General features: G+C 50.3%; 17 protein-coding genes. 16 read left to right on the forward strand and 1 reads right to left on the reverse strand.

Annotation, left to right across the window (positions count from 1 at the left end):
- Position 1: 1 nt before the first annotated feature.
- The 7 genes from carB to ACFO4U_RS02170 all read left to right on the forward strand — a co-directional run bounded on the left by carB (position 2) and on the right by ACFO4U_RS02170 (position 7,988).
- Positions 2-3,205: a carbamoyl-phosphate synthase large subunit gene (carB, locus tag ACFO4U_RS02140; RefSeq protein WP_159562063.1), complete on the forward strand. Its 3,204-nt coding sequence runs from the start codon at positions 2-4 to the stop codon at positions 3,203-3,205.
- Positions 3,202-3,921 (forward strand): dihydroorotate dehydrogenase electron transfer subunit, encoded by a 720-nt coding sequence (locus tag ACFO4U_RS02145; protein ID WP_215244060.1) that lies wholly within the window; start codon positions 3,202-3,204, stop codon positions 3,919-3,921. Before carB ends, ACFO4U_RS02145 begins: the two co-directional genes overlap by 4 nt.
- A complete protein-coding gene (locus ACFO4U_RS02150; RefSeq protein WP_214691076.1) occupies positions 3,918-4,844 on the forward strand; it encodes a dihydroorotate dehydrogenase in 927 nt (308 codons plus the stop codon). The genes ACFO4U_RS02145 and ACFO4U_RS02150 overlap by 4 nt, the downstream gene beginning before the upstream one ends.
- Complete coding sequence (gene pyrF / locus ACFO4U_RS02155) at positions 4,819-5,523, forward strand: orotidine-5'-phosphate decarboxylase (RefSeq protein WP_215244059.1); 705 nt, start codon at positions 4,819-4,821, stop codon at positions 5,521-5,523. The genes ACFO4U_RS02150 and pyrF overlap by 26 nt, the downstream gene beginning before the upstream one ends.
- Positions 5,507-6,133, forward strand: coding sequence for an orotate phosphoribosyltransferase (gene pyrE / locus ACFO4U_RS02160; protein WP_215244058.1), 627 nt, complete (start codon positions 5,507-5,509; stop codon positions 6,131-6,133). The genes pyrF and pyrE overlap by 17 nt, the downstream gene beginning before the upstream one ends.
- An 89-nt stretch (positions 6,134-6,222) precedes the next feature.
- Complete coding sequence (locus ACFO4U_RS02165) at positions 6,223-7,053, forward strand: hypothetical protein (protein ID WP_074037301.1); 831 nt, start codon at positions 6,223-6,225, stop codon at positions 7,051-7,053.
- On the forward strand, positions 7,050-7,988 hold the full coding sequence (locus ACFO4U_RS02170; protein ID WP_074037299.1) for an FUSC family protein: 939 nt from the start codon (positions 7,050-7,052) through the stop codon (positions 7,986-7,988). Before ACFO4U_RS02165 ends, ACFO4U_RS02170 begins: the two co-directional genes overlap by 4 nt.
- 46 nt (positions 7,989-8,034) lie before the next feature.
- Here ACFO4U_RS02170 and ACFO4U_RS02175 read toward each other — a convergent pair whose 3' ends face one another.
- Positions 8,035-9,726 carry an Rqc2 family fibronectin-binding protein gene (locus ACFO4U_RS02175; protein ID WP_215244057.1) on the reverse strand — a complete coding sequence of 564 codons (1,692 nt, stop codon included), beginning with the start codon at positions 9,724-9,726 and terminating at the stop codon, positions 8,035-8,037.
- A gap of 131 nt (positions 9,727-9,857) precedes the next feature.
- Here ACFO4U_RS02175 and gmk point away from each other — a divergent pair, with 131 nt between their 5' ends.
- The 9 genes from gmk to pknB are packed head-to-tail and all read left to right on the forward strand — an operon-like array spanning position 9,858 to position 20,801.
- Positions 9,858-10,505 (forward strand): guanylate kinase, encoded by a 648-nt coding sequence (gene gmk, locus ACFO4U_RS02180; RefSeq protein WP_031421596.1) that lies wholly within the window; start codon positions 9,858-9,860, stop codon positions 10,503-10,505.
- Entirely contained in the window at positions 10,505-10,714 is a 210-nt protein-coding gene (rpoZ, locus tag ACFO4U_RS02185) for a DNA-directed RNA polymerase subunit omega (protein ID WP_015881337.1), read from the forward strand. The genes gmk and rpoZ overlap by 1 nt, the downstream gene beginning before the upstream one ends.
- 58 nt (positions 10,715-10,772) lie before the next feature.
- Positions 10,773-11,963: a bifunctional phosphopantothenoylcysteine decarboxylase/phosphopantothenate--cysteine ligase CoaBC gene (gene coaBC, locus ACFO4U_RS02190; protein ID WP_215244056.1), complete on the forward strand. Its 1,191-nt coding sequence runs from the start codon at positions 10,773-10,775 to the stop codon at positions 11,961-11,963.
- On the forward strand, positions 11,960-14,284 hold the full coding sequence (gene priA, locus ACFO4U_RS02195; protein ID WP_215244055.1) for a primosomal protein N': 2,325 nt from the start codon (positions 11,960-11,962) through the stop codon (positions 14,282-14,284). Before coaBC ends, priA begins: the two co-directional genes overlap by 4 nt.
- An 11-nt stretch (positions 14,285-14,295) precedes the next feature.
- Positions 14,296-15,696 carry a methionyl-tRNA formyltransferase gene (fmt, locus tag ACFO4U_RS02200; RefSeq protein WP_215244054.1) on the forward strand — a complete coding sequence of 467 codons (1,401 nt, stop codon included), beginning with the start codon at positions 14,296-14,298 and terminating at the stop codon, positions 15,694-15,696.
- The gene (gene rsmB, locus ACFO4U_RS02205) at positions 15,683-17,014 is read left to right on the forward strand and encodes a 16S rRNA (cytosine(967)-C(5))-methyltransferase RsmB (protein ID WP_215244053.1); all 1,332 of its coding nucleotides are present in this window, start codon (positions 15,683-15,685) and stop codon (positions 17,012-17,014) included. Before fmt ends, rsmB begins: the two co-directional genes overlap by 14 nt.
- A gap of 3 nt (positions 17,015-17,017) precedes the next feature.
- Positions 17,018-18,103 (forward strand): dual-specificity RNA methyltransferase RlmN, encoded by a 1,086-nt coding sequence (rlmN, locus tag ACFO4U_RS02210; RefSeq protein WP_015881342.1) that lies wholly within the window; start codon positions 17,018-17,020, stop codon positions 18,101-18,103.
- Between the two features lie 8 nt (positions 18,104-18,111).
- On the forward strand, positions 18,112-18,846 hold the full coding sequence (locus ACFO4U_RS02215) for a Stp1/IreP family PP2C-type Ser/Thr phosphatase (protein ID WP_074037291.1): 735 nt from the start codon (positions 18,112-18,114) through the stop codon (positions 18,844-18,846).
- 5 nt (positions 18,847-18,851) lie between these two features.
- Positions 18,852-20,801 (forward strand): Stk1 family PASTA domain-containing Ser/Thr kinase, encoded by a 1,950-nt coding sequence (gene pknB / locus ACFO4U_RS02220; protein ID WP_074037289.1) that lies wholly within the window; start codon positions 18,852-18,854, stop codon positions 20,799-20,801.
- Positions 20,802-20,805: the final 4 nt, after the last annotated feature.

Genomic DNA, 20,805 nt, shown 5'->3' on the forward strand with positions numbered 1-20,805 from the left:
CATGCCAAAACGACCAGATATTCAGAAAATCCTCGTAATTGGATCAGGACCGATTGTAATCGGACAAGCAGCGGAGTTTGATTATGCTGGTACACAGGCATGTCTTGCCTTGAAAGAAGAAGGCTACGAAGTCATCCTCGTCAACTCGAATCCGGCCACCATCATGACAGATCCGACGACGGCGGACCGTGTCTATATCGAACCGCTCGAACCAGAATTCGTCGAGCGAATCATCCGGCAGGAACGTCCGGATGCACTCCTTGCCACGCTTGGCGGGCAGACGGGTTTGAACTTGGCTTTTGAACTCGACAAACGGGGCGTCTTGCGGGATTGTGGCGTGGAACTTCTTGGAACAAAATTGTCTGCGATCGTTCAGGCGGAGGACCGGGAACAGTTCCGTAACTTGATGTTCGAACTCGGTCACGGTGTACCTGAAAGTGAGATTGTCCATACGCTCGAGTCTGCCTGGGGATTTGCGGAACGGATCGGATACCCGATCATCATCCGACCTGCGTACACGCTCGGGGGAACTGGTGGCGGGATTGCCCATGACCGGGAATCGTTCGAGCAAATCGTTGAATCTGGATTAAAGGCGAGTCCTGTTACGCAAGTCTTGTTGGAGAAATCGATTGCCGGGATGAAAGAAGTCGAGTTCGAGGTCATGCGTGACTCGAGTGACCAAGCCATCATCGTCTGTGCGATGGAAAACTTTGACCCGGTTGGAGTCCACACCGGTGACTCGATCGTATTCGCCCCTACGCAGACGCTATCAGATCGGGATTATCAGATGTTACGCAGCGTCTCGCTCGATATCATTCGGGCACTCGGTATTGAGGGTGGGTGTAACATCCAATTCGCACTCGACCCAGACAGTTTCACGTACTATGTCATCGAAGTGAATCCACGTGTTTCACGGAGCTCAGCGCTCGCATCAAAAGCGACAGGCTATCCGATTGCCAAGCTTGCTGCGAAAGTCGCTGTCGGTTACAAGTTGTCAGAACTAAAAAACCCGGTCACAGAGACGAGCTACGCCTCGTTCGAACCGGCGCTCGATTACGTCGTCGCTAAAATCCCACGCTTCGCCTTCGATAAGTTTGAGTCCGCGGATCGCCGCTTAGGCACACAAATGAAGGCAACGGGTGAGGTCATGGCCATCGGTCGGAATTTAGAAGAGGCTCTGCTAAAAGCGGTTCGCTCGCTTGAACTGGGTATGGAAGAACTCCACCTTCCACAACTTCAAGCACTAGACACAGAACAGCTCGAGAATGGACTCATTCATCCGACAGACGAGCGTTTGTTCATCGTCTATGAGGCCCTTCGTCGCGGATACACGGTAGAAACGCTACACCAACTGACAAAAATCGATCGATTCTACTTACAGAAATTGAACCGGATCTGGCAGGCAGAGCAACAACTGATCAAGGAGCCGTTGACGTCAGAACGTCTACTGGATGTGAAACGTCTAGGGTTCAGTGATGTGGCAATCGCCCGTATGCTGTCGATGGATACAGAAGCGGTTCGCACGAAACGGAAAGAATGGAGCATTCGTCCCGTCTATAAGATGGTCGATACGTGTGCGGCCGAGTTTGCTTCTGAGACACCATACTTTTATGGGACATATGAAGTGGAGAACGAAGCGGTGAAGACAGACCGGGAGTCCATCCTCGTCCTTGGATCAGGTCCGATTCGAATCGGACAAGGTGTCGAGTTCGACTATGCGACCGTTCACTCAATCGAAACGATTCGAGATGCAGGATATGAAGCCATCATCATCAACAACAACCCAGAAACGGTCTCGACAGACTTCTCCATCTCCGATCGATTGTACTTCGAACCGTTGACGACAGAAGACGTATTAGAGGTCATCGAGAACGAAAACCCGCTAGGTGTCATCGTCCAATTCGGTGGACAGACTGCCATTAACTTGGCGGCATCGTTAGAAGCGAACGGCGTGAAAATTCTTGGGACGACGCTGGAAGATATCGACCGTGCCGAAGACCGAAAGGCGTTCGAAGCCACATTGTCAGCGGAACGATTGGCTCAACCACCAGGAAAGACTGCGACAAACGTGGAAGAGGCTGTCACATGTGCGAATGAGCTCGGCTATCCGGTACTCGTTCGACCATCGTACGTCCTCGGTGGACGGGCGATGGAAATCGTGTATGAACAGTCAGAGCTCGAGCGGTACATGCGACATGCGGTCATCGCCTCGAAAGATCGACCGGTTCTCATCGATCGCTACTTGACAGGAATTGAGATTGAAGTCGATGCCATCTGTGACGGGACGGACGTCTACATCCCAGGGATCATGGAGCATATCGAACGTGCCGGCGTACACTCAGGCGATTCCATTGCCGTCTATCCGCCTCAACGACTCAGTGAAGAACTGAAACAAAAAGTCGTCGATTATACAATCAAGTTAGCGAAAGCGTTCCGCATCAAAGGCCTTCTCAACATCCAGTTTGTCTATGCGGATGACCTGTATGTGATCGAGGTAAACCCACGTGCGAGTCGGACGGTCCCATTCATCTCGAAAGTAACGGGGTTACCGGTCGCACGGATTGCAACACAAACGATTCTTGGGACGAGTTTAAAAGAACTAGGTCTTGGGACAGGCATTCATCCTGAGTCGGACAGTATTTCGGTCAAAGTACCGGTCTTCTCGTTCGCGAAATTGAAAGAGGTAGACCCATCGCTCGGTCCCGAGATGAAGTCGACAGGAGAGGTCATGGCGACAGACCGGACGCTCGAAAAAGCGCTCTATAAAGGGCTCGTTGCAGCAGGGATGAACATCGCCTTGAAAGGGAACGTGCTCATGACGATTGCCGACCATGACAAAGACGAGGCCATCGCCTTGGCGAAACGATTTGACCGCCTCGGTTTCCGCCTCATGGCAACGAGTGGGACGGCTGATAGTCTTGAAGTGGAACAGATGCGTGTTCGTCGAGTCGGGAAAATTCAAGAAGACGGTGAGACGATGCTCAGTGTGATCGAGCGGGGAGACGTCGACTTGATCATCAATACGACGAGCCGCGACGCACTCGTCACGAAAGACGGGTTCTTGATTCGAAGAACGGCCGCCGAACAGGGCACGCTTTGCCTGACCTCGCTCGATACGGTCGAAGCCTTGTTACAAGTCATTGAAAGCCTGTCGTTCCAGACGGTCAGCATCCCGGCATTCACAACGTTCGGGGTGATGGTATGAGACATGACGTGACGATTGTGAGCAACCGGCAAATCGCCAAAGCGACGATGGAAATGAAAGTACGTTGCCCTGGGGTGGAGGTCGCCCCTGGGACATTCTTTCACATCAAGACGTCCGGTCTGTTACGTCGGCCGTTATCGGTGGCGAACGTCGAGGGGGACGAAATCACCTTCTTATACAAAGTGATTGGGGAAGGGACAACTGAGCTGGCAGGGAAACGAGTGGGGGACACGCTAGACGTCCTTGGTCCGCTCGGGAACGGTTTTCCACTGGCGCAACATGGAAAGCGAGTCGTCCTGGTCGGAGGTGGGATTGGGGTCCCACCGCTTTACTACGTCAGACGTCGACTACATGAGATGGGGATTGAAACGATTGCAATTCTCGGGTTTGATTCAAAAGAAAGCGTCTTTTATGAAGAAGCCTTTCGTGAACTTGGTGAGACGATCATCACGACAGTAGACGGTACTCACGGGGAGCTTGGCTTCGTCACTGGCCCCCTCGCACGCATCCAAGCCGATGTGTTGTTCAGTTGTGGTCCGGAAGCGATGTTAAAAGCAGTCGCCGCTTCACCAATTCCTGAACGATATCTCTCGATCGAGAATCGGATGGGTTGTGGCATAGGTGCTTGTTTTGCCTGTGTCTGTCAAGCGCCGGACGGCTATGTGAAAGTCTGTAGTGACGGTCCGGTATTCAATGCGGAAGAGGTGCTGTTATGAGATTGAATGTCGAGTTACCAGGTCTTCGTTTAAAAAATCCAATCATTCCGGCTTCCGGATGTTTCGGATTTGGGGAGGAATTCGCGAAGTTGTACGACCTCTCGATTTTGGGAGGGATCATGATCAAGGCAGCGACGGAGGAGTCGAGATTCGGTAATCCGACCCCACGTGTTGCCGAAACGGCACAGGGTATGCTCAACGCGATCGGTCTTCAAAATCCGGGAGTCGATGCGATCATCGAAGAAAAGTTACCATTTCTCTCGACGTTCGACACGGAAATCATCGCCAACGTTGCCGGTTCGACGCCAGATGAATACGTGGAAGTCGCCCGTCGAATCAGTGCCGACCCGACGATTAAAGCCATTGAATTGAACATCTCGTGTCCGAACGTGAAATGTGGAGGCATGCAGTTTGGGACGGACCCGGTGATGGCCGCAGAACTTACACGACTCGTCAAAGCGGCTTCAAGTAAGCCGGTCTATGTCAAACTGTCTCCGAACGTCACGTCAATCACCGACATGGCGCGAGCCGTCGAAGCAGCCGGGGCGGACGGCTTGACGATGATCAACACACTCGTAGGGATGCGAATCAATATCGAGACAGGTCGACCGATTTTAGCGAACCAAATCGGTGGGTTATCCGGTCCAGCCATCAAACCGGTAGCGGTCCGGATGGTGTATGAAGTCGCACAAGCGGTCGACATTCCTATCATCGCCATGGGCGGGGTTCGGACGGTCGACGATGTGCTCGAGTTTATTTACGCGGGGGCTTCTGCCGTTGCCGTCGGGACGGCGAACTTTGAAAATCCATACGTCTGTCAGGAAATCATTGAAGCGTTACCGGCACGACTTGATTCACTCGGAATCGAACATATTTTGGATGTGAGGGGGAAGGCCTATGCGCAACTTGTATCTCGCCCTTGACGTGGAAACGCGGGACGAAGCGTTTCATTTGTTAAAACGATTTTCAAACCGACCGGCTGTCAAAGTCGGGATGGAACTCTTTTATCGGGAAGGCGCACGCTTTGTCGAAGAATTGGTCGACGAGGGTTATCCGGTCTTTCTAGATGTGAAAGTACACGATATCCCGGAGACGGCACGCCGTACGATGCGACAAATCGGAAAGCTCGGGGTGGCTGTGACGAATGTCCACACATTAGGCGGCGAAAAGATGATGCGTTATGCGTTAGACGGGTTACGTCAGGCAAACGATACGACTCGATTGATCGGGGTCACACAGTTGACGTCGACAGATGAACGAATGATGCAGACAGAGCTCGGGATTGCTGGACGACTCGATCTAGCCGTTCTCAGACAAGCGACACTTGCGAAGCAGGCAGGACTTGACGGAGTAGTCGCATCCGTTCAAGAAGCGAAAGCGATTCATCAAAAACTAGGGAACACGTTCATGACGGTCACACCTGGCATCCGACTCGGTGCAACCGAGGATGATCAAGTCCGTATCGCGACGCCACAGGAAGCGAGATTGGCGGGCGTTCACTCAATTGTCGTCGGCCGACCGATTACACGTGCGACTGATCCGATGGCCATGTACGACCAATTTATGAAGGAATGGGGACAAATGAATGAAACAAATCGCTGAGGCACTTTTACAGATTGAAGCCGTCACACTATCACCGACTGAGCCGTATACATGGTCGAGCGGATTGAAGAGTCCGATCTACTGCGACAATCGACTCACACTCAGTTATCCGAAAGTGCGTCAAGTCATCGTCGATGGATTGGTGAAGTCAGTGAATCCGACCGATGTCGATGTGATCGCAGGGACGGCCACGGCAGGTATCCCTCACGGGGCATTGCTCGCTGACCGACTCGGGCTTCCATTCATTTATGTCCGTTCGAGTGCAAAAGGGCATGGGAAAGGCAATCAAATTGAAGGAAGACTCGAGGCAGGCGCTCGAGTACTCGTCATCGAGGATTTATTGTCGACCGGGATGTCGAGTATCGATGCGGCGAAGGCGATTCGTCAGGCGAGTGGTGACGTCATTGGGATTCAAGCCATCTTCTCGTACGAATTACCGGTTCTTCAGAAGAATCTAAGCGATGCAGATCTGACGGCAACATCGTTGACAACGTTCTCAGAATTGATTGAAGTGGCAGAGAGTACGGGCGTTCTAAACCGTTCGGAGCTCGATTCGCTTCGCGACTGGCAAGAAGATCCTCGTGCCTGGAGCGACCTCGTCACCTCTTAAGAATCCACCTTCGGGCGGATTCTTTTTCGATTCGGCATATGTCATACTTCATGGTAAAATAACGGAAGTGATTCGAAAAGGAGAGGCATATGGCGTATTCAAGAAGCAAAGAGAAGACATGGAACGCACGATTTCGTGCAATTCCAAAACATCGTAAAGTCGCCTTCGGTCTCGTCTTGATAATCATCCCAGCGCTCTTTTTAGTGAATTTATTTGTGTTCAGCCATTTATTAGCGCTAGGAGACCAGTATGAAGACCGATATCAAATGAAGAAATTGCGACTCGAAACAGACCATGGGAATGTGGAATTCGTTCGTAGTCCAAATGAAAAGGTACAGATTGAAGTGATGCAGACTAATTCGAAAGAACGCCGCATCAAAGTCAAGTCAGTCGGGGATACCATCTACGTCGTCGAGCGATATGGATGGTTCAGCTATTTCGGAAGTCGAGCGAGCGATGAACCGTCGCGCTATAAAATTAAAGTCGCTTTGCCGAGCTCGATGACATCGGTTCATCTGGGAGCGGAGCAGGTGACAGGACAAGGATTAAATGCGAAGACGATTGTTATGGATGTGAATGCCGTCAATTTGAAACAGATTGATAGTGATCGTCTACGGATTGAATCGAAAAGCGATACGACTATCGAATCGGCACGACTTGTGAACGGTGACATTCGCTCTTATCGTCATGCGACCGTCAGCGATGTTGTCGTCAATCAAGCGATGACCATCCAAACGGAAGCTGGGACGCTTAGTTACGCGCCGAAACATGCGACAGGACAAGTGAACGTGACGACGACCGGAAAAGTCTCGAGTAGCGACCGTTACGAAGAAGTCGAACCGGGTGTGTATCAATTGTCGACATCGAATCGACCGGTGGTGGAACTGATTTCTGAGACAGGAAAGGTCGAACTCAAATGAATGGACAACGATACATCCCGAAAATCGGGTTACGTACGTTAAAAACTGGAATTGCCGTCGCCATCACCGTCGCCATCTCGTGGTATATCTTCGGGATTTATTCAGGGATGGGAGCCATCGCAGCAGTTGTGGCGATGCAACCGACCGTCAAGCGATCGTCTAAAATCGTATTCAGTCGCATATTCGGAACGGTCGTCGGTCTTATGTGCGGGCTCTTCATCGTCTATTTGTTCGGTGTCAATCCGCTCTCGATTGGATTAGCCGTCATCGTTTCGCTCACGCTTAACACGACGTTCGATAAAACCCACATGTCGACGTATGCGGCATTTGCCATCGTCATGATGCTCGAAAGTCCTACATCGGACTTCTTCCATTATGCGTGGACCCGTTCTCTATTAACGGCGGTTGGTGTATTCGTTTCACTCGGTGTCAATTACGCGTTCATGCCTCCTCGTTATGAGGACCGGTTATTGAACGAGGTACGTAAGACTTCTTCTTACTTGTTCCATCACTGGCGAGAGCTCGTCGGTTCCCCGGCAGAGCTGCTAGAAACGCGAGCCCGCATCCTTGGCCATCAGGAGCTTCATATGATGCTCCAAGAGGACATGAAAGTGACGAACGTCAAATTGAAATATATGACGATCAAACAATACCGTTTGTTGATTCACCTTGAAGACAAGCTGGTCTTGTTGCTAGAGAGCCTCGCCGAGCATCGAGAAGCTTTCCTGTTGATGAGCGAGGAAGAGCGTCAGGCATTTGAGTCAGAATTTTTATATTTACTAGCGCATCATCACGACATTCTCTATACATGTGACAAGCCCTATTCGCTCTTCAAACTTCCACATGAAGATTTATCCGTTTCAGAAATTTTACACGGGCATTTGCTCGACTATCATGAACAGCTCGAGGCGTTTAAGCATGATCCGAAAATCTGAACTCTATACGTAGAAGACCCGCCATGATCATGACGGGTCTTCATGTTTACGATTGTTTCAATGACTTCATCAATTGCTCATCCGGAGTCACGTAGACGGTCTGTTGATCTGTATAGATGACAAATCCCGGTTTCGCACCGCTCGGTTTTTTCACGAAACGGGCGCGTGTGTAATCGACAGGCACGCCACTTGATGCGCGTGCTTTCGAGAAGTAGGCGGCGACTGATGCGGCTTCTAGTAATGTCGTCTCGTCTGGTTCCGTCGAGCGGATAATCACGTGAGACCCAGGAATATCTTTGACATGAAGCCATATCTCATCACGTCGTGCGAACTTGAACGTCAGATGGTCGTTTTGCGTATTGTTCTTCCCGACAAAGAATTCTGTTCCGGTCGAGGACGTGTACGCTTCAAGCGAAATTTTCGGATTTGCTTTTTTCTTTTGACGTTTTTGACGGATGTAGCCTTCTTCTGCAAGCTCCTCGCGAATCTCAAGAAGATCGGACGGGGAAGCGACGTCGAGTTGGGCGATGAGCGTCTCTAAATATTCGATTTCTGCATCGTTCAACTCCATCTGTTTCTTCACTTCGACTTTGGCTACTTTTAGTTTGTTGTATTTCTTATAGTATTGCTGCGCATTCTCATTCGGTGTTTTGAGTGGGTCGAGCGGAATGGAGAGGATTGCACCGTTCTCGTCATAATAATCGACGACTTCGGCGACACGCATCCCTTTCTCGAGTTGGAATAGATACGTCGTCAACAGCTCGCCGTATTTTTGTAACTCATCCGCCCGCTCCGTCGCCTTCATGTCGTCTAAGAGACGACGCTGTTTTAATTGATTCTTTTCGAGTTCTGATTTAAGGAGACGTTCGACATCGTGCGCTTGTTGTCTCACACGGTCACGGTTCGCTTTTTCATAGTAGAAACGGTCGAGCACTTCTTTACTCGATTCATACGTTTCCTCGGTTTCGATGTCCCCGGCTGTCAATGCAATCGGAGCGAATCGTTCTTTACCATTCGCAAGTTGTTGGAAAACGTAGGGACCATCGAGTTGACGAAGGACGTTCTCAAATGCTTGCTGTAAGGAATCTCGATTCGGCGTTTTTGCGAGATGAACCACTTCCTGTGCGATTTGCGGACTGACACCGGCGAACGTGGAGACTATCTGTTTATCGAGCTTGCCGGCGTTCCAATCGATTCGTTTCAATCCTTCTGTCATCTCGGTCAATGGATCGAACTTATGTTGTTCCGGAGGAAGGAGATAGTCACTACCCGGCATGATGGTCCGATACGTGTTTTGAGAAGGAGGTAGATGCTTGATTGCATCTAATATTTTGCCTTCTTCCGTCGTCAAGACGACGTTCGAGTGGCGCCCCATCAATTCGATGTATACTTTCTTCGATTCTTCATCGCCGAGCTCGTTACGAGAGCGGACCGATATGACGATGACACGGTCCCTTCCGATTTGTTCGACCGCCGTGATGAATCCACCTTCCACATGTTTGCGGAGCATCATGCAAAACATCGGCGGTTCTTGTGGGTTTTTAATCGGTGTATCCGTCAACTGAAGACGGGCATACATCGCGTTTGCTGATATCAAGAGTTGCGCGTTCTGACGATTCGAGCGAATTTGAAGCATCAAATCGAGCGAATACGGTTGATGTACCTTGTTGATTCGCCCTCCGACGAGCGATTGTAATTCTTGTACGACACGATATGTCATTAATCCATCATAAGCCAATGATCTCATCACCTTTGTTCATTTTCTGTCTCTACGTTATCAGAAAAACAGAAAATATGGTACGATGGAGTAGGAAATCCGAACTTCTTCTTGCCGGGACAATTGATTGACTGCTATTATAATTAAATGTGATGTTAGAAGATGGAGGGCTTGCAGTGAATTTTAAAGAACGAGGATTATTAATCGTTTTGTCTGGACCGAGCGGTGTCGGAAAAGGGACCGTTTGCCGTGCTCTTCGCGAGGAAGAGGACAACAACCTTCAATATTCGGTGTCGGCGACGACCCGAAAACCACGTGAAGGGGAAGTTGAAGGAGTGCATTACTTCTTCAAATCGAGAGAAGAGTTCGAACGGATGATCGAACAAAAAGAACTGCTTGAACATGCCGAATTTGTCGGTAACTATTACGGGACGCCTGTAGAGTGGGTGCGTGAAACGCTCGAAAGCGGCCAAGATGTCATTCTTGAAATTGAGGTGCAAGGGGCGTTCCAAGTGAAGGAACTTCTCCCAGAAGCCGTCTTTTTATTCTTGGCACCACCAAGTCTTCAAGAACTTCGCAATCGTCTCATCGGACGAGGCACGGAGTCAGAAGAAGTCATTAAGCAACGCCTGCTCGTCGCGCGTGAAGAAATCGAGTTGATGGACGCCTACGATTATGTCGTCACGAACGACGAGGTCGACAAAGCCATCGATCGAATTAAAGCGATCGTGACAGCCGAGCATTGTAAACGTGAACGTGTTGCGTCACTCTATAAAAAAGCCATGATGGAGGTCATTTAATGTTATACCCTTCGATTGATGCCTTACAACGTACTATCCCGTCAAAATACACGATCGTTACGGTCGCTGCAAAACGGGCGCGTCAGATTCAAGATGGAAAAGCACCGAAAGTCGCCGAGCCAAAATCATATAAGCCGGTCGGTCAAGCGTTAGAAGAACTATTTTCGGGTGATACGACAATCATCGTGAACGAAAAAAACAACGGATGAAGTGTGACCCAAGTCGTTTGCGACTTGGGTCTCATTGTCTATAAGGGGGAGTTTGGGAATGGTGAAGGATCGTACTATTTTATTATGTGTGAGTGGTGGCATCGCCGCCTACAAGGCGTGTGCGCTCACATCGAAATTGGTTCAAGCCGGAGCGAATGTTCGCGTCGCGATGACGAAATCGGCGGAACAATTCGTAGGTCAGACGACCTTCCAGGCGCTCAGTCGCAACCCGGTCTATACGGACGTTTTCGAAGAGCATGACCCGACAAAGATTGCTCATATCGATGTCGTCGACTCGAGCGATTTGATTGTCGTGGCTCCGGCGACGGCAAATACGATCGCAAAATTGGCGAACGGGATTGCGGATGACTTCATTACGACGTCCGTTTTGGCTGCGAAATGCCCGGTCATCATCTCACCGGCGATGAATGTGAACATGCTCGAACATCCTGCCACTCAGCGGAACATCGAGACGTTAAAATCATACGGCTATCAGTTGATTGAACCCGGTGTCGGCAACTTGGCTTGCGGATGGATTGGCGGGGGACGTCTGCCCGAACCGGAAGACTTAGTTCGCATCATCGAAAGCCAATTCGTTCCGAAACTATATCTTGGAAAAGATGTCTTGATCACGGCTGGCCCGACTATCGAACGCATCGACCCCGTCCGTTACTTATCCAATGATTCGTCAGGGAAAATGGGCGTCGCACTCGCTGAGGTGGCTCGTGACATGGGTGCCCATGTCACGCTCGTCCACGGGCCGCTCCAAGTTCCTGTCCCGGAAGGCGTGACAGCGGTTCCCGTCAAGTCAAGTGAGGAGATGCTGCGCGAAGTGACAAGCCGTTTTGAGGATTCAGACCTCGTCGTGAAATCAGCGGCAGTTGCGGATTATCGTCCAAAAACGATTCATTCGGAAAAACATAAAAAAGTCCACGGTCCACTTACGATTGAACTTGAAGAAACGACAGACATTTTAAAATCACTCGGTGAGAAGAAGACCCATCAAGTGTTGGTCGGATTTGCTGCTGAGACGGAACGACTCGAGGAGCACGCGGCAGCTAAGCTGAAGCGAAAAAACGTCGATTACCTTGTGGCGAACGATGTGTCTGGCAGTGACGTCGGATTCGGGGCGGACGACAATGAAGTCGTCTTGTTCCAAGCTGACGGGACGTCACTTAGACTTCCGAAACAATCGAAGAAAGCGTTGGCGTTCGAGTTGCTCACACATTTTAAGGAAGCGGTCCAATGATTGCACATGTACATGTCGATGCACCGGTGATCACGATTGACCGTCCGTTTGATTATGAAGTACCTGAACAATTTGAAGCTTTGATTGAACCGGGCATGCGCGTCTCCGTCCCATTCGGCTCACGACGTCTCCTCGGAATCGTTGTTGGTACGTCAGATGGGATGAGGGAAGGATTGAAACCGTTAGAAGCGCTGTTAGATGAAGAGTCTTCACTCACTGACGAACTGCTCGCTTTATCCATCCATGTGAAAGAGACGACACTTTGCTTTCGTTCATCCGCCTTGCTTGCGATGCTTCCGGCCGCGCTCAAGGTCAGTTATGACAAAGAAATCAAAGAAGGACAAGTCCCTGATGGGGTCCGTCTCGGAACGCATTTATCAGAGTATCCGAAAGAAGTTCAGTCAGTCATTCTAGGACTCGCTAAAAAAGGGGAGCTGACCTTAGCACCCGTCTTAAAAGAAAAGAAGACCGTTAAGACCGACGTCGTCGTCGAACTCCTCGATGCGACAGTCGTCTCGAAACGTGCGAAAAAACAACTAGAAGCGGTCCGCCAACTTGAGGAGACCCCACGCATGTATTGGTCGGCACTTCGCCAAATTGGGCTGACTCGCCCACAACTGCAGAAACTTGCGGAACTCGGAGCGGTTCGATTGACCGAGGTCGAGTTGAATCGTGACCCGTACGCGACAATCGAGCAAGTCGAGGAATCGGTTCAATTGAACGACAGTCAAGCCAACGCGGTTCGGGCCATTCATGAGGCTGACGCGGGTGAGACGTTACTCGTCCACGGTGTGACGGGAAGCGGGAAGACCGAAGTCTATTTAGAGTCAATCGGACAAGTCATCGATGAAGGGAAACAAGCCATCTTACTCGTTCCCGAAATCAGTTTGACTCCGATGATGGTCAAACGCTTCAAACGTCGTTTCGGCAATCGGGTCGCCGTGCTGCATAGCGCTCTGTCTAAAGGTGAGAAGTACGACGAGTGGCGTAAGATTAAACGAAATGAAGTCGACGTCGTCGTTGGTGCCCGTTCTGCAATCTTTGCCCCGCTCGACCGACTCGGTCTCATCATCTTAGATGAAGAGCACGAGACGACGTACAAGCAAGAGGAAAATCCTCGTTATCATGCGCGCGATGTTGCCATCTGGCGGTCACGCTATCATGGGTGTCCCGTCGTGTTGGGCAGTGCGACACCCTCCCTCGAGTCCTACGCCCGAGCGCAAAAGGGTGTGTATCGCTACTTACACTTGAAAGAACGGTACGGTGGAGAGATGCCACCGGTCCACATTATCGATATGCGCCGTGAATTGGCGAAAGGCAATACGACGATGTTCTCGGAAGAATTGTTCCAAGGGATTCTCGACCGGATCGAGAAAAAAGAGCAGTGCGTCATTTTATTGAACCGTCGTGGATTCACGACGTTCGTCATGTGCCGGGACTGCGGGGAAGGCATGACATGTCCGCATTGTGCCGTCAATTTGACATATCATCAATATGGAGATCGGTTGAAGTGTCACTACTGCGGTTACGAGGTCGGTATGCCTTCGACGTGTCCATCCTGCAATAGTAAGAAAATCAAACAGTTCGGGTCGGGCACACAAAAAATCGAGACGGAACTGTTGAACCGGATTCCAGAAGCGCGCATCATCCGAATGGACCAGGATACGACGTCTCGAAAAGGTTCACATGAGCAGTTGTTGCGTCGTTTCGAAGAAGGGGAGGCCGACATCTTACTTGGCACGCAGATGATTGCCAAGGGGCTCGACTTCCCAAACGTCACCCTCGTCGGGGTACTCGCGGCGGATGCGACACTCGGGATGCCTGACTTTCGGGCGACCGAACGCACCTTCCAACTTGTCACGCAAGTGGCAGGAAGAGCCGGGCGCGGAAAACTTCCGGGTGAGGCGTTCGTCCAAACGTATAACCCGGACCATTATGTGATCGAGACTGCGAGTGAACATGATTATGAGACATTTTTCGCCAAAGAGATGGGACTCAGACAAGTCGGAAATCATCCTCCTTACTGGTTTTTAACGCTCGTCACGTTTTCGGCGGAAAATCCCCTTGTCGCCAAGGCCGAGGCAGAATTGTTCGCATCAGACTTTTTACAAGCGCACGTGGAGAATAGTCGCTTGAATGGACCGATGCCGGCACCGTTATCGAAATTGAAGAACGCCTATCGTTATCAAGTATTCATTAAAACAAAACAACCCGAAGCACTCTATGTGGAGCTGGCACGATTACAGCAAGCGAGAGCCAAAGCAATCAGCAAGAAAGAATATCAAATGAGTATCGATGTGAACCCATACGTATTCATGTGAGGTGGAGAGACATGTATAAAGTAGTAGAAGTACCTAATGACATTTTGCGCGTAACGTGCGAACCGGTGACAAAGTTTGATAAAAAATTGCGTCAGACTGTCGACCGATTGTTTGATACGATGTATGAGTATGACGGAGTTGGTGTCGCGGCACCGCAAGTCAATTTGAACCAGCGGCTCGCGGTCGTCCATACCGATGATGAGACGGGACCGCTCGTCTTGATCAACCCGGAAATCATTGAAACATCCGGTCGAGAAGTTGGACTAGAGGGATGTTTGAGCATCCCAGGCGAATTCGGATTCGTGGAACGACACGAGTCGATCGTCGTCAAGAATCAAGATTTGAAAGGGCGGACACATACGATTCAAGCGAGCGGCTTTTTCGCTCGTGCGATTCAACATGAGATGGATCATTTGGATGGCGTCTTGTTCACAGACAAGCTCGCCGTCCCGAACCCTGGAAAAGACAAACGCATCGTCTTCATGGGGACGCCGACGTTCGCCGTATCGGTACTTGAGCGACTGCTTGAAGAAGGATACAATATCGTAGGTGTCGTATCGCAACCGGATAAACCGGTCGGGCGAAAACGTGAACTTAAGCCGACTCCAGTAAAAGAGTGTGCGCTTCGTCACGGTATTCCCGTGTTGCAGCCTGAAAAAGTGCGCACAGACTATGCAGAAATTTTAGAGCTGAAGCCTGATTTGATTGTGACGGCGGCGTACGGACAAATCGTGCCGACCGCCTTACTAGAAGCCCCGCCTCACGGAGCCATCAACGTACATGCCTCCCTCCTTCCGAAATATCGCGGAGGTGCCCCGATCCATCAAGCCATTCTTGATGGGGAGTCGGAGACAGGTGTGACGATCATGTACATGGTCGACAAGTTAGATGCAGGTGACATGATTGCCAATACCATCGTACCTATCGAAGAGACGGATACAGTCGGGTCTTTATTTGATAAACTGGCTGTAGCAGGAAGCGATCTTCTCATCCGTACGCTTCCGGCCTTCTTGGAAGGGTGGATTGAGGCGGTGCCTCAAGACGAGCGAGACGTGACGTTTGCTCCGAACATCAGCCGTGAGCGTGAACAGATTGATTGGACGAAGCATGGCGAGTCCATCTACAACCATATTCGAGGAATGAATCCATTCCCGACGGCCTATTCAACGCTTGAAGGCGAACGAGTGAAATTGTTCATGGGAGAAAAAACGACAGGAACGGGACAGTCGGGAGAAGTCATTCGTCTGGAAGAAGACGGATTTGTCGTGGCGACAGGGAACGACGTCGCAATCAAAGTGACCGATTTGCAACCCGCAGGTAAGAAACGGATGGATGGTGCAACCTTCATGCGTGGCGCCGGACAAAAGCTACGGATTGGCGACCGATTAGGAGGAACTCATGAACGTACGTGAAGCAGCGCTTGATACGCTGATGAAAATTGAACAGGGCGGCGCGTATTCGACGATTGCCGTCAATGATACATTGAAACAAAAAAAAGTTGCCCCAAAAGATGTCGGTCTCTATACCGAACTCGTATATGGGACGCTCAGTCGCAAAGGGACGCTCGATTATATTTTGAAAGACCGGATCCGTTCGCCGAAGAAGCTAGACAAGTTTGTCCTCCCGCTTCTTCGGATGAGCGTTTATCAACTCTTCTATCTTGATAAAGTACCCGACCGGGCCGTCCTACACGAGGCGGTCGAAATCGCGAAAAAACGAGGTCATCACCTCGGAACGAGCAAATTCGTAAACGGGGTGTTACGAAATGTGCTTCGGGAAGGGTTTCCGGACTTTAGTGGCTTGACCGATGCAGAACGAATCGCCATAGAGCACAGTCATCCGGAATGGCTCGTATCAGATTGGATTGAGTTATATGGTGTGGAAACTGCAGAAGCGATTTGCCGATTAAACAATGAACCTGCTCCTGTTACGATTCGGGTCAACCGAAAGCGTATTTCAGTGGATGAGATGATGAACCGGTTGGCTGACGCTGGCGTCATGACGTCACGTTCTGAACTATCTGCTGATGGACTTGTCGTAGAGTCTGGCAATGTCCATGCGACCCCGTTTATCGAGGAAGGTCTTCTATCGATTCAAGATGAGAGCTCCATGATTGTCGCGGATGCACTCAACGTGTCGAAAGACGATGTCATCCTAGACGCATGTGCCGCGCCAGGCGGCAAGGCGATGCATACGGCAGAGCGAATGCAAGGTGGATCGCTCACCGCGCTTGACCTTCATCCACATAAAGCAAAATTGATTGATCAACAAGCCAAACGTCTACACATCAATGGAGTGACCGCACTTGCCCTTGATGCTCGTTTAGCAGGTGAACGGTTTGAAGAAGAAAGCTTTGACCGGATTCTTTTAGATGTCCCTTGTTCGGGCCTTGGCGTCATTCGTCGAAAGCCGGATATTAAATGGACGAAGGACAAAGCTCAACTCGAAAACTTACCAAAGATACAAAGACAAATCATTGATGCCGTATTGCCACTGCTCAAACCAGGTGGTACGCTAGTTTACTCGACATGTACAATCGACCCGTCTGAAAATGAGACGCAGGCTGACTATATTCTGTCGAAAGGGTTGATGTGGGACGAAACGCTCAAAGGTCGTCTCCCACAATCTGTTCGTCCGATGATGGAATCGGACCGTGCTGAACTAAATTTATTACCGACGACATTCGGGACCGACGGCTTCTATATCGCCGCATTTAAGAAAGAGGTATAAAACATGAATCCAAAAGCAGTAGAAAAGAATCCACTCGTAGGCGCAAAACCGTCACTCTATTCGTTGACGTTTCCAGAACTTGAGGCATGGGTGATCGAGGCAGGAGAAAAGGCATTCCGTGCGAAACAATTATATGATTGGATGTACGTCAAACGGGTCACGACTTTTGATGATATGACCAACGTTCCGAAAGCGCTTCGCGACAAATTAGAGGCATCGTTCCAATTGACGACGTTAAAAGAATTGGTCAAGCAGGAATCCCAAGACGGCACAATCAAGTTCTTGTTTGAACTTCAGGACGGGTACTCAATTGAAACGGTACTCATGCGTCACGAATACGGAAACTCGATTTGTGTCACGACACAAGTCGGTTGCCGGATCGGATGTACGTTCTGTGCCTCGACACTCGGCGGCTTGAAACGAAACTTAGAAGCCGGGGAAATCACAGCTCAAGTGCTCGACGTACAACGTGCATTAGACGCGACAGGAGAGCGCGTCGACTCTATCGTCGTCATGGGAATCGGCGAACCGTTCGATAACTACGATGAGTTAATGCGTTTCTTACGTACTGTCAATCATGACAATGGACTCAACATCGGAGCACGACACATCACGGTATCGACGAGTGGGATTGTTCCGAAGATTTACAAGTTTGCCGATGAAGGTATGCGAATCAACTTCGCCATTTCACTTCACGCACCGACGACGGAATTGCGTACCAAGCTCATGCCGATCAACCGTGCCTTTGACTTGGACAAGTTGATGGATGCGGTCCGTTATTACACAGAGAAGAGCGGACGTCGCATCACGTTTGAATATGGACTCTTTGGTGGTGTCAACGATACGGAAGAATATGCCCATCTCTTGGCAGACCTGTTAAAAGGAATCAAATGTCACGTCAACTTGATTCCCGTCAACCATGTACTCGAACGTGACTATGTACGGACACCGCGAGCTCAAATCTTTGCCTTCGAAAAAGTGCTCAAAGACCGCAATGTGAACGTGACAATCCGTCGCGAGCAAGGGTCGGACATCGATGCCGCTTGTGGACAGCTTCGAGCGAAGGAGCGCGAACAAGAAACGAGGTAATCAGAAAGATGGAATTAGCATTTCGAACAGATCGTGGACAAGTACGCACACAAAATGAAGATGCAGTTTTAATCTTAGGTGATGCCATAACCGGGATTGCCCTGGTTGCAGACGGAATGGGTGGGCATGCAGCGGGAGAGGTTGCGAGTCAAATCGTGATTGAAGAGTTTAGACGGGCGTTCCCGTCTCTCCCGACAACCCCTGTCGAAATCGAACGATGGTTCCGCCACCACATCGATTTGGCGAACGATCAAGTGTTGCAATTTGCGAAGCAGTCCAATCTTGTCATGATGGGAACGACTGTGGCAGCTGTTTGTTGGAATGAAGAGACGGTGGTCATCGTCCATATCGGAGATAGTCGCGTCTATGCGCTCCAGGCGAATGAGTTAAGACGTCTTACGGAGGACCATTCTTACGTCAATGTGCTCAAACAACTCGGTGAATTGACGGAAGAAGAGATGCGGGTTCATCCGAAACGAAATGTCATCACCCGGGCAATCGGTTCAAGCGAACAAGTCGAACCTGACGTGCAAGTGCTCGCTGACCCTGAGTTTGATGTGATTTTAATTTGTACGGATGGATTGACGACACACATGACCGATGTGGCGATTCAACACGTATTACAACAAACGGCATCCGCCGAACAAAAAGCGGAGCAACTCATTGCAGAAGCCAATCAATTGGGAGGGAGCGACAATATCACGGTCGCCCTCGTTCAATTCACAGATAGAAAGAGAGGATGAATCCGATGCGAAGCGGAGAACGAATCAACGATCGTTATCGGATCGAACAACAAATCGGCAGCGGAGGCATGGCAAATGTCTACCGGGCTCATGACGAGATCTTAAACCGAACCGTCGCCATCAAGGTGTTGCGATCTGAATTCTCACATAACGAACAATTTATACGTCGGTTCGAGCGAGAAGCCCATGCGGCTACGAGTCTGAACCATCCAAACATCGTGGCGATCTATGACGTCGGCGATGAAGAAGATTTGTACTATATCGTCATGGAACACGTCGATGGGGTGACGTTAAAACAATACTTGCAAGAGGAATACATATCTGTCGATGAAGCGCTACGCATCATGGGACAGATTTGTGATGCGATTGACCATGCCCATGCGAATCGAATCATTCACCGTGATATCAAGCCGCAGAACATGATGATTGATCAGCACGGTAACGTGAAGGTGACTGATTTTGGGATTGCCGTGGCGATGTCGAATGCGACGTTGACGCATACGATGTCTGTGCTGGGCTCGGTCCATTATTTCTCACCTGAGCAAGCACGCGGTAAATTTGCTGATGAAAAGTCAGATATTTATTCGCTCGGTGCCGTACTGTACGAATTGTTGACAGGTCGTGTCCCGTTCATTGGCGAGACACCGGTCGCCGTTGCGCTTCAACATTTGCAAGATGACCCGATTCGACCGATGGACTTGAATCCGAATATTCCACAGGCACTCGAAAACTGCGTCATGCAAGCATTGTCGAAGTCACCAGGTGCCCGTCATGTTTCGGTCGCAGCCTTTAAGAAAGACTGCATGACGGCATTAAGCCGTGAACGCGCCAATGAGCCGAGACGTGTTCCGGCCAGTCAGGATGAGTTCGATCAAACGCTCGTCATGGCTCCGGTCATGCCTGAAGAAAAACCAGAGACACCGGTTCAGACCCCGGTCACAGCGTCTAGCGAGCAAGAACCTGAAGCGGTGACTCCGGTCAAAAAGAAGAAACGCAAATGGTGGATTTGGATTTTACTCGTGTTGCTCCTGATTGGGGGGAGCATTGCGGCATACGTGGTCGCCGATGAAATGTCACGAGCCGTCGTTCCGGATGTCGTTGGAATGAGTATCGGAGATGCCACGTCTGAACTTGAGAATGCCGATTTCGTCGTCGAAGTGACGGAGCGGGCGAGCGATGACGTCGAAGAAGGCGAGGTCATTTCGCAAAACCCACAAGAAGGGCGTAAACCAAAACGAGGCACGACGGTGACCATCGTCGTTTCGGCCGGGAAAGAAACCGTCGAAATGCCAAATGTGGAAGGATTGTCCCAAACAGCAGCTGAACGCATGTTAAAAGATTTGGCGTTCAGTGACCTTGAAATCAAAACAGAAGCTTCGGAAACAGTCGCTAGCGGAGATGTGATTTCGCAATCGCTCGACCCAGGCGAGGAGGTCGTTCCTTCAGAAGTGACGGTGACGCTCGTCGTGTCGACAGGAAGCAACAAAGTCGAACTGTCGAATCTCGCGGGATATACGTTTGACGAGGCATCGACTTATGCCGATCAAAACAAGTTAAAAATCGTGAGACGGGATGAGTTTTCGACAAGTGTTCCTAAAGGTCAAATCATCCGTCAACTTCCAACGGCGGGTACGGCAGTCGATCCGGGAACGGAACTTACGGTCATCGTATCGGAAGGGGTTGAACCGACGGACGTCTCCATCGAACGTGAAGTGAGCGTCGAAGTCGAGCAACCGGAAAAAGACAAGAAACCGAAAGCCGTGGAGGTCGTGATTCGTACGGTCGATGCGCGTGGTGAAATTGAAGTGTTACGGGATAAAATCACAGAGACGACAACATACTCGTATACGCTCGTCATTGCTCCGGACGAAGTCGGGACCGCAACGATTGAAGTCGATGGTGAGATCGTCCGAACGGATTCAGTCACATATGCACAGGCCAAAGAGGCACAATAAAGAG

This window comes from Exiguobacterium profundum, assembly GCF_042652865.1.
GTDB classification, from domain to species: domain Bacteria; phylum Bacillota; class Bacilli; order Exiguobacteriales; family Exiguobacteriaceae; genus Exiguobacterium; species Exiguobacterium profundum.